This window comes from Halococcus hamelinensis 100A6 (assembly GCF_000336675.1).
Classification (GTDB): domain Archaea; phylum Halobacteriota; class Halobacteria; order Halobacteriales; family Halococcaceae; genus Halococcus; species Halococcus hamelinensis.
Window position 1 is genome coordinate 1 of sequence record NZ_AOMB01000041.1, and the last position, 12,229, is coordinate 12,229.

The window sequence follows — 12,229 nt, forward strand, 5'->3', positions numbered from 1 at the left end:
ATCGTACGGTCGGAGAGCGGGACGGGACTGGTGACGAACCTCAGAGCGAACAACCACGGGCTGATGGGTACCTACAACGCCGGCAACGGCCGGAGCGGTATCTGGGTGGGTATCGGCACCTACGGCACGATCACCTTCCGGGACTGNCTGTCACATCGAGGAGTTCGGCTCGAACGGCTGTTACACCAGTCGAACCTACGGCGTGGTTCAGTACGAGGGCGGGACCTACCGCAACAACGACAACAACCAGATCCGCCTCGGGAGCGAGAACAGCTACATCGACGGGGCCAGTCTGGAGGTGGACGCCGATGCCAGCGAAGCGCCGAATCCCGACGAGGCGCTCAACTACCGCGGGGTACGCATCGAGATGGGGCACAATTACACCCCCGTCGACGTCTCCATCCGCAACTGCGAGATCTCCGTGCGCTCGACGCCCCAGACCGGTGGTGCCATCGTCGCGGAGTCGACGGCGGGCCACTTCGAAGTGCGGAACACACGTATCGGGGTCGACCCGGACGGGGTTCGGGCCGTGCTCGGGAAGGAACCCGACGGCGGCGCGTACGAACCACCGGCCGAACCCCACTCCGCGGTCTTCGAGGACGTGGACATCACGGGCAGTGCCAGCGGCAACGAGGCGATCAGACTGGTCGGCCGCCCGGACTCCCTCGTCGACGGCTGTCGTATCGCACAGGACGGCTCCGACCGCGACGGGGTGGCCCTCGTCGATTCTCCCGGTACGGCCATCAACGAGACGGTTCTCGACGTCACTGGGACGCCGGTCACGCGGGAGAACTCGCCGGGCGTCGACGATTTCACCGTCGAGGACATCTCCTCGGTCGACACGCCCTCGGAGGGGACGGGTTCGGACGACACGGATTCCAGCGACGGCGACGCCGGCGGGTCGGGTTCCGAACCCGGGCTCCGCTGGAGTTCGTCCGGCGAACTGACGATCGAGGCCCCAGGGGACGGCGGGGCGTCGTATCTGCTCACCGTCGGCGATAACCTCGAACCGAGCACCGACAACGGCGCGACGATCGACGACACGGACGACGTTTCGCGGAACACGGCCATGGGACAGGTGGGCGACGGCGGCATCGACTCGTACACGTTCGACGGCGGTATCCTCGCGTTCGAGATGGACGGCGACGCGGCGCTCACGCTCAACGACCAGGAGATAACCGCCGACCAGCTCCCGGACAACACCATCACGATAGCGAGCGACGGCGGTCGGAGCACCTACGACCTCGCGGTGAGCGTCGCGCTCGGCAAGAGCGACGCGATGAACGCGACGGTGGACGACAACGACGACCTCTCGGGGTCCCACGTGACGGGCCAGGTCGACGGCGGCGGCCGGGACAGTTACGGCTTCTCCGGCGAGATCACCGGCTTCGACCTCGACGGGAACGCGACGGTCTACCGAAACGGCGAGGAGGTCGACCCCGACGACCTCCCGACCGAGACGCTCTCGATCACGAGCACCGGCGAGTCGGCGTCGTATCGGTTCACGGTCGGCGGCGACGTCGAGCGGACCACGACGAACGGCGCGACGGTCGACGACAACGACGTCGTCGACGGGAAGACCGTCACCGGCCAGGTCGGTGGCGGCGGTCGGGATAGTTACAGCATCTCGGGTGGGGTCCTCTCGTTCGAGATGGACGGCGACGCGCTGATCTACCTCAACGACCGGGAGATGGAGGCCGGTCAGTTCTCGAACAACACCATCACGATAGCGAGCGACGGCGGCCGGAGTTCGTACCGTCTCGCGGCGAGCGTCGCGCTCGGCAAGAGCGACGCGATGAACGCGACGGTGGACGACAACGACGACCTCTCGGGTGCCCACGCGACGGGCCAGGTCGACGGCGGCGGCCGGGACAGTTACGGCTTCTCCGGCGAGATCACCGCCTTCAGCCAGGACGGCGACGCCTCGGTCTACCTCGACAGCGAGGCGATCGACCCGGACTCGCTGCCCGACAACACCCTCACGGTTTCGAGCCAGGGCGGGCGCTCGACCTACGAGTTCACCGTCGACGGCGACGTCGAGAAGACCACGACGAACGGCGCGACCGTGGACGACAACGACGCCATCTCCGGGGACACCGTTTCGGGGCAGGTCGGCGGCGGCGGCCGGGACAGCTACTCGATCTCGGGGACGGTCTCGGCGTTCGACATCGACGGGGATGCCGCGCTCTACTTCAACGACGAGGAGGTCGCGCCCGGCGACGTCACGAACCGATAGCCGGTCGACGGAATCGGCCACGGGAGGGGGAACGCGAGACGTCGAAGCTCCCATCCACCCTGGTTCGACACCGTGTCTCTATATCCCTCGATAGATTCGGGAGTGTAGGTTCAACTACCGTCGCCCCGATGCGCGAGCAATGTCCGAACGGGTTCTCGCCGATGGGGAGAAGGGCGAGCAGGGGTCCGCCGAGCGCCCCCTGTCGCGGGCGTACGCGAGACTCGCCGTGATGGCAGACCGTCGTGGTTGGGTCCCCGGCCGGCTCCTCGACCGGTACCGGAACAGCAGTCGTCTCTCGCCGATCCGAACCCTCGCGTTCTGGTCGGCGATCGCGCTTCCGGCTATCTATCTCCCGCTGTTCGCCACCGGGCTGTCGAGCGGGGCGAAACGCCACGCGTTCGTCGTCCTCCTCGCGTTGAACTACCTCGCCTTCCTCGCGGGCTACGACCATCGTCCCTGATCCACGGCCAATCTATAACCGTTCGAACCCCGAACCAACCCCACAATGGCTATCGAGAGCCCACGGGAGCGCCGTCACGAGGAGATCGAACGGATCGTCGAGACGAAGGGCGGCGTGAGGCCGACCCGCGACGAGGCCGACAAGTACACCGTCGTGGGGGCGGCCGAGAGGCGGACCTTCGCGGACTGGCTCACGCCCATCGACGCCCACTTCGTCTGTCACCGAAACGATATCCCGGCGGCCGACGCCGACTCGTGGACCGTCTCGCTCACGGGCGATGCCGAAGGGAGCCTCACGATGGCCGACCTCGGGGACTATCCGACGGTGGCGGTCGCCCACACGATGGAGTGTGCCGGCAACGGCCGCGGCCAGCACGACCCCGAGACCGGGAGCGTTCAGTGGGGGTTCGAGGCCGCCGGAACCGCTATCTGGACCGGCGTCCCGGTGCGTTCGGTGCTTCGCGAGTACGGCATCGACGCGCCCGATGGCCGGTGGCTGACCGCCGTCGGCGGCGACCCGTCCGACGCCGAGGACGTCTTCGCGCGGTCGATCCCGCTCTCGAAGGCGCTCGACGACTGCGTTCTCGCCACCGAGATGAACGGCCAGCCTCTCCCGCGCGAGCACGGCTTCCCGGTTCGACTGGTCGTCCCGGGCTGGTACGGCGTCAACAACGTGAAGTGGGTCGACGAGCTCCGGGTGATGGACACGATGGTCCGCGAGGACTCGCTCAACCGGCCGGGCAAACACGACTTCTGGCAGCAGGTCTCCTACCGGATCCACCCCGAGGGCGTCGAGCCAGACGTCCACGACACCGTCGAGACGACCGACACGTGGGAGCAGATCGAGGGCGCGGTCGAACACCCCTACACGTTCGATATCAACGTGATGTCCGTCATCGGGCTCCCGGACGGCGAGGCACCCGTCACGCCCCGCGACGACGGCACGGTCGAGGTCCGCGGGGTGGCGTGGGCCGGCGACGACCGCGTCGAGCGCGTGGAGCTATCGGCCGACGGGGGCGAGACCTGGGCGGACGCGGAGCTGTTCGGCCCCGACTACGCGGGCGCGTGGCGGCTGTTCCAATATAACTGGCCCGCCGAGGCCGGCCAGCACACGCTCTGCTCGCGCGCGACCGACGAGCGCGGCCGCCGACAGCCCGCCCGGATCGGCGGTCCGGCGGACTGGCGGGACGCGCTCGACGACGCGTACCCGTGGAACGAGGGCGGGTTCGCGGCGAACGCCGTCGAACCGAACGCGGTCACAGTCGAGGTCGAGGCCGGGAGCGATTCCACCTCGACGGAGTAGGCCTCGGAATCCGGCGCGAACCGGCGTTACGCTTCCGTCACCGCCGGTAGTCGCCCCGTCGTTCCGAGCAGGGCGAGGCCGCCGATGACCGCCGCGAGAACGAGCGCGAGCGCCTGAAAGACGACGTCGTAGCCGATCCCGAGCTCGACGACCTCGCCGACGAACCAGCTCCCGAGCGCCTGGCTGAACATCATCCCGCCGCTGAACGTGGCGTAGGCCCCGCCGCGGTGCTCGTCGGGGAGCGCGGAGAGCAAGAACGCGTCCGCCGCCGGGAACATGCTGTGGATCACGTAGCCGATGGCGGCGCTCAGCACGACGATCCCCACGAGGCCGTTCGTGAACGTCAGGAGGAGCAGACAGCCGACGAACACCGCGATGACCCCGAGGATGTACGGCGCGACGCGCACCCGGTCGACGACGATACCGCTGAGCCAGAAGGCGGGCACCCCGGCGGCGAACATCACGGTGAGGAGGGTACGCGCGGAGCCGGGCGAGAACCCGCGGGCGGTTTCGAGGTACGACGGATAGAAGTTGAACAGCCCCTGCCAGACGAAGCTCGCCGCGCCGAACGTCACGACCCCGACGACGATCAGTCGCCACTCGGCGACGACCGCCCCCCGGAAGTTCCGGTCGACGCCGCTGGCCGCCGGGAACTCGACGCGTTTCGCGACCCGATAGAACACGGCGGTCGTGACGAGCGCCACGACCGCGACCGCGAGGAAGACCACGCGCCAGGATATCGTCAGCGCGAGCGTGACGAGCGGCGCGGCGAGCACCGCCGCGACCTGGCTCGCGGTGCCGTGGATCCCGAGCCGGCGGCCGACCTCGCCGGCGTAGAGTTCGCTGAGCAGGGGGTTCGCGGCGACGAAGTACGCGCCCGTCGCCGTCCCGAGCAGGAAGGCCCCGGCCCCGAGGGTGACCACGGAGTTCGCGAGCGCCGCGACGACCGACGCGCCGGTCAGCATCGCGCCCGAGAGCAACACCACCTGATGACGGGGCAGCACGGTCAGGAGGTAGCCGACTGGGACCCGCGGCAGCGCGCTCCCGGTCCAGACCAGCGTGACGACCAGCCCGATGGTGCCGGGCCCGACCGAGAACGCCGCCTGGAGGGGTTCGACCAGCGGGGCGTAGACGACGCGAACCAAGTTGACCAGGAACGCCATCGAGCACAACGACGTGAAGAGCCTGGCCTGGGACACTGCTCGACCCGACGTCGTGACGGGGTTCAACCCTTCCGGAACGCGGCGGACGCCACGGCATCTCACCAGCCGATCCGTCTGTCGACGAGCGCCCGATTCGGTTCTAGCCGGGGCACCGTCATCGACCAGCCTTGTGCCTCGTCGTCGTGGCGATTCGATGTGCACACCAGAATCGTTATTCGCCCGACCACGTATTCCCGAACGATGGATTGCCGTCGGTCCCGCCGCACCGCCGCTGCTCCCGATCCGTGGGCCGAAGCGCCGACTCGCGGCCGGACCGACCGGTGGCCAGCAGGGCGCGAGCGATGACGCCCGCGCTCCATCTCACCCGTTTCGCCCTCGCCGAGTGGCCGGGGGTCGGGACGTTCGCCCTCCCCAGCGTGCTGGTGATCGCGGGTGTTTCGTCCGTGGCCATCGTGGGGCTCGGCGTGGCGGCGCTCTCCCGGCGACGCTCGCGGTCGTACCTGCTGATAACGCTGGCGCTCGCGACGCTGCTGGTGCGAACGCTGGCCGGGGGGCTCGCGCTCGAAGGGGTGATGAGCATGCACCTCCATCACCTGATCGAACACGCCTCCGATGGAGTGATGGCGGTCCTGCTCCTGGCCGCGGTCTACTTCGCCCGTACGACGGACCCACGCTCCGAGGAGGACACCATATGAACGGGACCAGACGCCGCGTCGCCCGCTGCGTGCGGGCCACACCCGGCATCCACTTCAACGAACTCGTCCGCACGCTCGACCTCGCGCCAGGCCAGGTCCAGTACCACCTCAAACGCCTCATCGCGGCCGAGTCGGTGGTCGACGAGCAGCGCTACGGCCGGACCCACTACTTCACCCCCGAAATCGACGACTGGGAGCGCGGGGCACTCTCGTTGATACGCCGCGAGACCGCCGGCGACGTCGTCGCCGTCCTCCACGACCGGGGCCCGACGTCGCCCGGCGCGCTCGCCGAGCGCCTCGACGTGGCTCGGAGCACGCTCGAATGGCACCTCGACCACCTCGTCGAGCAGGACGTCGTCCGGAAGGACCGCGACGAGCGAAACCACGTCACGCTGGTGCTCACCCGGCCCGACGAAACCGCGGCGCTCCTGCGAACGGTCCAGCCCTCGACCGCCAGCCGGATGGTCGACCGCTTCACCCGACTCGCGGACCACCTCCTCGACGACTCGGGTCGGTAGACTGCCCGGCTACCTCGGTCCACCGTGAGCGCGGTGCTCGCGCGGCGGCGCGAGATAGCATAGACCGCGGAAATCACGGCCTTCGATCGAACGACGGACTATTGTCCTGTTGTCGAACTACCATAAAATATGCAATATGTTTTATGCTGGTCGCCGACCTCCCCTTGGGGGAGGAAGAACCATGAGTTCGAACATCGAATCCAACCAGGAGGACGCGTCGCTCGCGACGAGCTGGCGCGTGCTCGCGGGCGTCGGGGCGCTCATCGCGGTGCTCGGCCTGATCGCTATCGTTTCACCGTTCGTTACCGGGGTCGCGCTCTCGGTGATACTCGGCGTACTGCTCGTCGTTGGCGGGGTGGGCCACGGCGTTCACGCCGTCTCCGCACGGGGCTGGCGCGGGTTCGTCTGGGAAGCCCTGCTCGCGGCGCTCTACGTCGTCGGCGGTGTCGCGCTGTTCGTGAACCCCGTCGTGGGTCTGTTGACCCTCACGCTGGTCCTGGCGGCGTTCTTCGTCGCCGAAGGCGTCGTGGGGGTCGTGCTGGGACTCCGAGTCCGCCCGGCAGCGGGATGGGGCTGGATGCTCACGAGCGGCCTCGTCGGCGTCGCCGCTGGGGCGGTGGTCTGGCTCGGCTGGCCGACGACCGCGCTCTGGGCGGTCGGCCTCGTCTTCGGCATCAGGCTGCTCGCCACCGGCGGCGCGATGGTGATGCTCGCGATGGGGTCCCGCAGGGTGGCGCGCGAGACCCGATCGATCGGTGCTACGCCCCGCGGAGGCTGAACGACCGATGGCTCGGGACGGTCCGTCGGTGACCACGCGGAACGACCGGCGATGACCTCGGGTGGGGGCGGAGGCTCGACCGGCGGGGAGGGCGGCTCGTGAGCTTTCTGACCGTGCTCCCGCTCGCGGTCGTGATGGTCTCCGGCCCGCAGATCCTGAGCGCCATCTTTCTCGCCACGAGCAACGAGTGGCGACGCAACTCGCTCGCCTTCGTCGCCGGCGCAGCGGTGTCGATATCGCTCGTCATCGGCGTCGCGTTCGTCCTCGGGTTCGGTGCCGTCGGGACGGGCCAGTCGCGCCCGGTACTCCACGTGCTGATCCTGGTCGTCATCCTGGCCGCCATGGTCTCCACGTACCTAAAGCGCGAGCAATCGGAGCCCCCGAAGTGGATGGGCCGACTCGAACGCGCGACACCGCGGACCTCGCTCCGATTAGGGTTCCTGCTGCTCGGCTTCTTTCCCACCGACGTCATCACGTCCGCCACCGTCGGTTCCTACCTCGCTACCCAGGGGTTGCCGCTGACGGACGCGGTCCCGTTCGTCCTGGCGACGCTACTGCTGCTGGCACTCCCGTCGCTCGCCGTAGTCATGCTCGGGGACCGCGCGAAGACCGTCCTTCCGAACGTTCGTGACTGGATGAACACGAACTCCTGGGTCGTCAACGAGGTGGTGCTCCTCTTCTTCGCCGGCATCGTTCTGAACGGCCTCCTGAACTAGGTCGAGGGTCCGGCAGCCGTCGATACGCGCGGTGCGTGACGACGAGAGGCCGCTCGCTGTTCCGTTCGATGCCGTGGAAGGCCGACTACCGCTCCAGCTCCGGATGGTGACCTACTCCTGTTCGTCGAGGAGTTCGCGCGCCCGGTTTCGGTCCTCGAGGTCCTCCAGCGTCTCGGTTTCGAGGAGGCGCTCCAGTTTGCGCTCGAACTGCGCGTCCGTCAGTTCGCCCCGGGCGTAGCGTCTACGGATGATCGAGAGGGAGTCCTCCGACGGCTCCGCATCGGTCTCCCTCGCCGCCTCGGCATCGTCCTTCGTCGAGCTCCCCCACCACTCGTCGAGCCAGTCGTCGTCGCCCCACCAGTCGTCCCACCACTCCGAACGGTCGTCCTCGTCGCCGAACAGCAACGCGACGAGCGGGACGACCACGAGGAAGCCGAGGGCGAAGATGACCCAGAAGTTGCCCACGCCCAAAAAGAGCGCGGCGAGTCCGAGCCCGACGACGAGCGTCGACGCTATCTCGACGGCGTTGTCCGTGGCCCGCTGGGCCGGCGTGTCCCGGGAGTCCATCGGTGGAAGGAGGGTCCGATGGGCTAAAAACTGCTGTGCTCACTCGTCGAAGACGGCCTGCGTGTGTGGATAGGCGAACTCGACGTCCGCCGCCGTCGCGAAGCCCGCGCTGACGTTTTCGAGTATCGCCGACCGGACGGGGAGCTGCGCGTACGGGCTCTCGACCCAGTAGACCAGCCGGAGCGCGACGCCGTTCTCGGCGAACGAATCGACGACGCACGTCGGTGCGCTCGCGTATCGGGCGCTCCCGACCCGAATGTTTCGCCCGCCCGCGACCACGCCCTCGACGTTCTCGGCGGCGCGCTCGACGATGGTACGCGCGTGAGCTACGTCGCTCTCGTAGGTGACGGTCAGGTCGAGCGAGAGCCACGTCCGCGGGTCGTCGGCCGACTCGTTGACGATGTCCCGGTTCTGGGCCTGTTCGTTCGGGACGACGAGAAACGTGTTGTCGAGCGTGTATATCTTGGTGTACCGAAGCGTGATGAGTTCGATGAAGCCACGGTGGCCGATGTCGGGAAGCTCGACCACGTCCCCGATCTCGTAGGCGTTGTCGCTCAGAACGGAGAGACCGTCGATGAACTCCCTGATGAAGGGCGTGAGGACGGCCCCCGCGCCGGCGAGCAGTATCGCCGCCGCGAGCCCGAGCCGACCCGGTTCGACACCGTAGACCCCGAGCGCGACGAACGCGCTCAGGATGAGCACCGCGATACGCACCCCCCGAACGACCGCCAGGCTGAGGCTCCGTCGGTGGACACGCCGTGCGACGGGTTCCCGGAGCGTCTCGACCAGCAGCCGTGAGCCGCGCCACGCCACGAGCAACACCGCCAGCGCCAGCCCGGTTCGCACCGCCCACCCGGGGATGCTCCGGAGGAGTGCCTGAGCGAGCGCTCGACTGGCGCTCGAAACGAGGCCGTCGCCGACCCCGCTCATGCGGCCATCGGTTCCGTCGTCGCGATCACCCGCCGTGCGCTCGACATGGTTGTGACTCCCACGTTCGCTCCTCCATGGGGTTCGGCAGGCGATCCGTGGAAAAAGCGATTTCGAACTCGTCGTCCGTGGGTCCCGGAGAAGCGACGCCCCTACCCGACTGGCGGCCCGAGGGACGGCGATGGCCGACGAGATGACCGCCTACGTGATCGAGGAGTACGGCGACCCGGACGTCTTCACCCGGACCACCCGCGAGGTACCCGAACCCGAGGCGAACGAGATACGGGTGGACGTCACCGCCTCCAGCGTGAACCCCGTCGATTACAAGATCCGCCAGGGCGCGCTCCCGGACTTCGCGCCGGCGTTCCCCGCGACCCTCCACTGTGACGTCTCGGGGGTCGTCGACGCCGTCGGGGCGGACGTTGAGGCGTTCGAGCCGGGCGATGCGGTCTACGGGATGCCCGGCGGTGCGGGGCGACAGGGCGCGCTCGCCGAGTACGTCGTCGGCGACGCCGGCACGTTCGCCCGGGCCCCGGAGTCGATATCGCTCGAAGCGGCCGCGGCGCTCCCGGTCGTCGCGCTCACGGCCTGGGAGATGCTGACCGACAAAACGACCGTCGGAAGCGACGACGACGTGCTCGTCTACGGGGCGAGCGGCGGCGTCGGCCACGTCGGCGTCCAGGTCGCCGACTGGCTCGACGCCGACGTGACGGGGACCGCCTCCAGCGACGAGAAGCGCGACCTCGTCGGGGCACTCGGTGCCGACGCGGTCGTCGACTACACGACGACGGACGTCGAAACCTACGTCGAGGACCACACCAGCGGGGCGGGGTTCGACGTCGTCTTCGACCCGGTCGGCGACGACCACCTCGCGACGGCCTTCGAGGCGGTTCGACCCTACGGGACGGTGGTGACGACCGAATCGAGCTCCACGCAGGACCTCTCGCCGATGCACGCGAACTCGCTCGACCTCGGTGTCGTGCTCGTTATCCTCCCCGTCCTGCTCGGCGACCGGCAGGAGCGCATCGGCGAGGAACTCGCCGAGATCGCCGAGCTCGTCGACGACGGCGCGCTCGAACCCCACATCGAGGAGCGCTTCGGGTTCGACGAGGTCGCCGACGCGCACCGACGGGCCGAGGCGGGCGACTTCAACGGGAAGCTCCTGCTCGTCGACGACTAATCGGCGAGGCCGGCACCATCGCCGCCCCACTGGCGGTCGTGAACGCCGTCTCCGACGCCCTCTCGCCGTTCGGGATCCGACACCTCGACATGCCGCTCGACGCCGAGTCGGTCTGGCGCGCGGTCGAGGACGCGTACCCCCCGGCGTGACCGACCGAACCGACCCGCCACGCCGGGAACGGGACCGGCCACCAGTCGGGCTATCGCCGCAGCGTTCCGTCGTCGCCGGTCGGGTTTGCCTGGGGAGCAAGAGTTATTTTTGTCGGCAGGTAGTGGTTGGTGTAAAATGGAGTTCGCGTGGCAACCTCGTAGCGGGCGGGAGCGTTGCGACAGCGCGCGCCATCCGTCTTCGGTGGTCGCTGGGAACGAGCGATGAGCGACTGTCCACTCTGTGGGGCGACCCTCCCCGAGGAGCGACCCCGGCACAAGGTTTCACTCAAAGCCCGCGACGACACCCGGTCGGTCGCCGGGCCCGAGGCGACGACGTCTTCGGGGACGTCTACGGGGCACCGCCGGTACCAGGTCTGCCGCGATTGCTGGGAAGCCCTGAAAGCGGACCTCACCGGGCACGCTACCGACTCCTGACGGGGGTTCCGTTCGGCGCGGCTGTTCTACCACCCGTAGCTCCTCGAACGGAGTCACGATCGTGTCGCTGAAAACGGAACTCGCCGGTCGTGTCGAACTATTCGTCCCGCTCCTCTCGGGGGCCGACGGGCTCCTCGTCGCGGTCGGCGATCGTCCGGTGGCGTTCGATGGTCACCGTGTAGGCTTCGCTCATTCCCTCGTCGGAGGCCGCCAGAAGGGGGTCGGTCGGTTCGATATCGCAGACGCTCCACCCCGTGTTCGCGAGCGTCGTCGCCACTTCGTCGGGGACGGTGCGGACCCGTTCGTCGTTGGCTGGTCCCGTGACGTCCGCCGGGAGGTCGATCGTCCGAACTCGTGGTTCATCCCTGAACCAGCGTCGTAGTCTGTCGAGCACCACTGGCTGTGTTCGTGTTCGGTACTCGTTCCGCGGCGGCTTAACCGTAGGCAATGAGGCAGTGTACTGCACCGTCTCGCGCTCGGCCATCGTCCCAGCATCCGGGCTGTGCGAGGCTCTCGGGGGTGTTCTACCGTCGGGCACCGAGCACGTCGCGCCGAACGAGCGTATCGCCGGCGAGGCACTTCGCGAGCGTGTCGCCGTCGGCTTCGAGGGTCGGGAGGTGCCGGCGGAGGAGTTCGCCGGTCGCCGTATCGCCGACCCGCTCGGCCAGCTCGATGTGCTCTCGCATCCCCACGACGAGCGTCGCGTAGCCGTCGAGGTCCCGGGCGAGCGACGACCGGACGTCGTACCGGTGGGCGGCCTCGATATCCATCGGCGCGTACTGTCGGATACCCATCGGCCCACAGACCGGGACCCCGCCGAGCGCGTGGACCCGAACGGCGACCTCGTCGGTGATCGTCGAGAGCCGGTCGGCGGCGTCCGCGAGGAACGCCTTCAGCAGCTCGAACTCCGCCCCCTCGACCGTCCACTTGTGTTTGCGAACCTGGTTGAACAGGAGATAGAGCCCCGACACGTCTCGATTGAGGGCCTCGACCACCTGTTCGGCCGCGGCCCGTTCGATCCCGAGGGCGTTGTCGGTGACCGTCCCCCACTCCTGACGGCGGTGGACCGGGTCGGGGCTACGGAGGTGGGGCGTGCTCGCCAC

The 12,229-nt window shown here is 68.6% G+C and carries 15 protein-coding genes; 10 read left to right on the forward strand and 5 right to left on the reverse strand.

Translation table 11 applies throughout. The annotated features are described in order from the left end of the window. The first annotated feature begins 202 nt into the window (after positions 1 to 202). The 3 genes from C447_RS13990 (at position 203) to C447_RS14000 (ending at position 3,998) form a co-directional block, all read left to right on the forward strand. Complete coding sequence (locus tag C447_RS13990) at positions 203 to 2,236, forward strand: autotransporter outer membrane beta-barrel domain-containing protein (RefSeq protein ID WP_007695062.1); 2,034 nt, start codon at positions 203 to 205, stop codon at positions 2,234 to 2,236. Between the two features lie 139 nt (positions 2,237 to 2,375). After that, positions 2,376 to 2,696 carry a hypothetical protein gene (locus C447_RS13995; protein ID WP_007695063.1) on the forward strand — a complete coding sequence of 107 codons (321 nt, stop codon included), beginning with the start codon at positions 2,376 to 2,378 and terminating at the stop codon, positions 2,694 to 2,696. Positions 2,697 to 2,741: 45 nt separating this feature from the next. Continuing rightward, positions 2,742 to 3,998, forward strand: coding sequence for a sulfite oxidase (locus C447_RS14000; protein ID WP_007695064.1), 1,257 nt, complete (start codon positions 2,742 to 2,744; stop codon positions 3,996 to 3,998). A 26-nt stretch (positions 3,999 to 4,024) separates the two neighbouring features. On the opposite strand, the gene C447_RS14005 is transcribed toward C447_RS14000, so the two are convergent. Beyond that, positions 4,025 to 5,161: an MFS transporter gene (locus C447_RS14005; protein ID WP_007695065.1), complete on the reverse strand. Its 1,137-nt coding sequence runs from the start codon at positions 5,159 to 5,161 to the stop codon at positions 4,025 to 4,027. 341 nt (positions 5,162 to 5,502) lie between these two features. On the opposite strand from C447_RS14005, the gene C447_RS14010 reads away from it, so the two are divergent. The 4 genes from C447_RS14010 to C447_RS14025 all read left to right on the forward strand — a co-directional run bounded on the left by C447_RS14010 (position 5,503) and on the right by C447_RS14025 (position 7,868). Then, positions 5,503 to 5,856, forward strand: coding sequence for a DUF7471 family protein (locus C447_RS14010; RefSeq protein WP_007695066.1), 354 nt, complete (start codon positions 5,503 to 5,505; stop codon positions 5,854 to 5,856). Beyond that, positions 5,853 to 6,374, forward strand: a complete 522-nt coding sequence (locus C447_RS14015; RefSeq protein ID WP_007695067.1) for a winged helix-turn-helix transcriptional regulator — start codon at positions 5,853 to 5,855, stop codon at positions 6,372 to 6,374. The genes C447_RS14010 and C447_RS14015 overlap by 4 nt, the downstream gene beginning before the upstream one ends. Positions 6,375 to 6,555: 181 nt before the next feature. Beyond that, a complete protein-coding gene (locus C447_RS14020) occupies positions 6,556 to 7,152 on the forward strand; it encodes an HdeD family acid-resistance protein (RefSeq protein WP_007695069.1) in 597 nt (198 codons plus the stop codon). A 98-nt stretch (positions 7,153 to 7,250) separates the two neighbouring features. Then, complete coding sequence (locus C447_RS14025) at positions 7,251 to 7,868, forward strand: GAP family protein (RefSeq protein ID WP_007695070.1); 618 nt, start codon at positions 7,251 to 7,253, stop codon at positions 7,866 to 7,868. A gap of 111 nt (positions 7,869 to 7,979) precedes the next feature. Here C447_RS14025 and C447_RS14030 read toward each other — a convergent pair whose 3' ends face one another. Together C447_RS14030 and C447_RS14035 are read right to left on the reverse strand one after the other, a co-directional pair. Beyond that, positions 7,980 to 8,435, reverse strand: a complete 456-nt coding sequence (locus C447_RS14030) for an SHOCT domain-containing protein (protein WP_007695071.1) — start codon at positions 8,433 to 8,435, stop codon at positions 7,980 to 7,982. A 39-nt stretch (positions 8,436 to 8,474) separates the two neighbouring features. Continuing rightward, a complete protein-coding gene (locus C447_RS14035) occupies positions 8,475 to 9,365 on the reverse strand; it encodes a mechanosensitive ion channel family protein (RefSeq protein ID WP_007695072.1) in 891 nt (296 codons plus the stop codon). Between the two features lie 178 nt (positions 9,366 to 9,543). On the opposite strand from C447_RS14035, the gene C447_RS14040 reads away from it, so the two are divergent. The 3 genes from C447_RS14040 to C447_RS17450 all read left to right on the forward strand — a co-directional run bounded on the left by C447_RS14040 (position 9,544) and on the right by C447_RS17450 (position 11,126). Continuing rightward, a complete protein-coding gene (locus C447_RS14040) occupies positions 9,544 to 10,542 on the forward strand; it encodes a zinc-binding dehydrogenase (RefSeq protein ID WP_007695073.1) in 999 nt (332 codons plus the stop codon). A gap of 38 nt (positions 10,543 to 10,580) precedes the next feature. Continuing rightward, positions 10,581 to 10,691, forward strand: coding sequence for a hypothetical protein (locus C447_RS14045; protein WP_007695074.1), 111 nt, complete (start codon positions 10,581 to 10,583; stop codon positions 10,689 to 10,691). Positions 10,692 to 10,913: 222 nt separating this feature from the next. Further along, positions 10,914 to 11,126, forward strand: coding sequence for a hypothetical protein (locus C447_RS17450; RefSeq protein ID WP_079255086.1), 213 nt, complete (start codon positions 10,914 to 10,916; stop codon positions 11,124 to 11,126). A 97-nt stretch (positions 11,127 to 11,223) separates the two neighbouring features. Here the strand turns inward: C447_RS17450 and C447_RS14050 are convergent, their stop codons facing one another. Together C447_RS14050 and dpsA are read right to left on the reverse strand one after the other, a co-directional pair. Then, positions 11,224 to 11,523 carry a hypothetical protein gene (locus tag C447_RS14050; protein WP_007695075.1) on the reverse strand — a complete coding sequence of 100 codons (300 nt, stop codon included), beginning with the start codon at positions 11,521 to 11,523 and terminating at the stop codon, positions 11,224 to 11,226. Between the two features lie 127 nt (positions 11,524 to 11,650). Further along, positions 11,651 to 12,229, reverse strand: coding sequence for a DNA starvation/stationary phase protection protein DpsA (gene dpsA, locus C447_RS14055; protein WP_007695077.1), 579 nt, complete (start codon positions 12,227 to 12,229; stop codon positions 11,651 to 11,653).